Below are 1,675 nucleotides of genomic sequence, written 5' to 3'. Positions count from 1 at the left end.
AGACATATAGACGTCTAAACGTCGTTTGAGGATTTGAGATTTTAGTGGTTGCTTTTGCCACAGGGAGAGTAAGATGGGATACACACACGCTAGTCATATCGACGCTTTAAATCAGAATATCGCTGAGCTTTCTGACAACATCAATGTGTCATTTGAGTTTTTTCCACCAAGCAGTGAAAAGATGGAAGAGACCCTGTGGAATTCTGTTCACCGTCTTAAAACGCTGCAACCAAAATTTGTATCAGTGACCTACGGTGCAAACTCGGGTGAGCGTGACCGTACCCACTCAATCATTAAAGAAATCAAGAACCAAACAGGTCTAGTCGCTGCGCCGCACCTAACGTGTATTGATGCGAGTCGCGAAGAGCTAATTCAAATTGCCGACGATTACTGGGCGAATGGCATTGAGAGCATCGTTGCGCTGCGTGGTGATATTCCACCAGGTGGTGGTGTACCAGAAATGTACGCATCTGACCTCGTTGAGCTACTCAAGTCTCGTCACGACTTTGATATTTCAGTGGCGGCATTCCCAGAGGTTCACCCTGAAGCGAAAAGCGCTCAATCAGATCTTATCAACCTAAAACGTAAAGTAGATGCGGGTGCTAACCGAGCTATTACCCAGTTCTTCTTTGATGTAGAAAGCTACCTGCGTTTCCGTGACCGTTGTGTAGCGGCTGGCGTTGATGTTGAAATTGTACCGGGTATCTTACCAGTTTCTAACTTTAAGCAAGCGTCTCGCTTTGCTGCGATGAATAACGTAAAAGTACCAGGCTGGATGGCGAAGCAATTTGAAGGCTTGGATGATGATCCAACGACTCGTCAGCTTGTTGGTGCTAGCCAAGCGATTGATATGGTTCGTACACTGAGCCGTGAAGGTGTGAAAGACTTCCACTTCTACACGCTAAACCGTGCAGAAATGACTTACGCACTTTGCCACACGTTAGGTGTTCGTCCGCAAGTCGCTGCGCTTTAAGTAAAGCTTAAGCTCCTGTAAAGCATCGCTGTTTAATTCAAATCCTACAGATACAAAAAAGGCTTGGACTCTAAGAGTTCAAGCCTTTTATTTTTCTATCAGCTTCTAGCTTCTAGCTTCTAGCTTCTGCTTAAGCGATAGCACCAAGTTCAAGCAGTACTTCTTCAGCCCATACAATCCATGCTTCACGGATAAGTAGGTTACGACGAAGTGTTAGGCGCTCAAGGCGAGCTTGCTTGTCTAGAGTTGATGGCGTTGCGTAGTAAGCTGCTTCGATTTCTTTGTAGTGAGAAACCAGTTTGCGAGACTCTTCTACAAGCTCAGAAAGTTGTACACGGTACGCGTCAGAAGGTTGTACAGCACAAGCCATTAGCTTAGCTGAGAACTCGTCACGAACAGTTGGGTGTGCAGTCGGCTGTTCAAACCATTCACCCAGAGCACTGCGGCCAGCATCGGTGATAGAGTAAACTTTACGATCAGGTTTGCCTTCTTGAGGTTCAAGCACGCAAGTTACCTGTTCGTTCTGAGCCATTTTATTTAGCTCGCGGTAAACTTGTTGATGGCTAGCTTTCCAGAAGTAACCGATGCTTGCAGAGAATTCTTTTGTGATATCGTAACCAGTAGCGTCGCGTGTACTTAGAACGGTTAAAATTACGTGTGGTAATGACATGTCTGAAATCCAAATGGTAAACAGTAAACAAA

At 45.5% G+C, this 1,675-nt stretch carries 2 protein-coding genes; one reads left to right on the top strand and one right to left on the bottom strand.

All coding sequences use genetic code 11. The features are described 5' to 3' along the window. The first annotated feature begins 73 nt into the window (after positions 1-73). Positions 74-973: a methylenetetrahydrofolate reductase gene (metF, locus tag BCT81_RS01735; protein ID WP_102423076.1), complete on the top strand. Its 900-nt coding sequence runs from the start codon at positions 74-76 to the stop codon at positions 971-973. Between the two features lie 130 nt (positions 974-1,103). On the opposite strand, the gene BCT81_RS01730 is transcribed toward metF, so the two are convergent. After that, a complete protein-coding gene (locus BCT81_RS01730) occupies positions 1,104-1,643 on the bottom strand; it encodes a PadR family transcriptional regulator (RefSeq protein WP_102423077.1) in 540 nt (179 codons plus the stop codon). Positions 1,644-1,675: the final 32 nt, after the last annotated feature.

This window comes from Vibrio sp. 10N.261.52.A1, from assembly GCF_002876325.1.
Classification (GTDB): Bacteria; Pseudomonadota; Gammaproteobacteria; order Enterobacterales; family Vibrionaceae; genus Vibrio; species Vibrio chagasii.
The sequence above is the reverse complement of the archived record's forward strand: the minus strand, read 5'-3'. Positions and strand labels throughout refer to the sequence as shown.

What these genes read in the sequence shown, in the direction of transcription:
- metF (WP_102423076.1), top strand. Translation starts at nt 74, where the DNA reads ATGGGATACACACACGCTAGTCATATCGACGCTTTAAATCAGAATATC.
- BCT81_RS01730 (WP_102423077.1), bottom strand. Translation starts at nt 1,643, where the DNA reads ATGTCATTACCACACGTAATTTTAACCGTTCTAAGTACACGCGACGCT.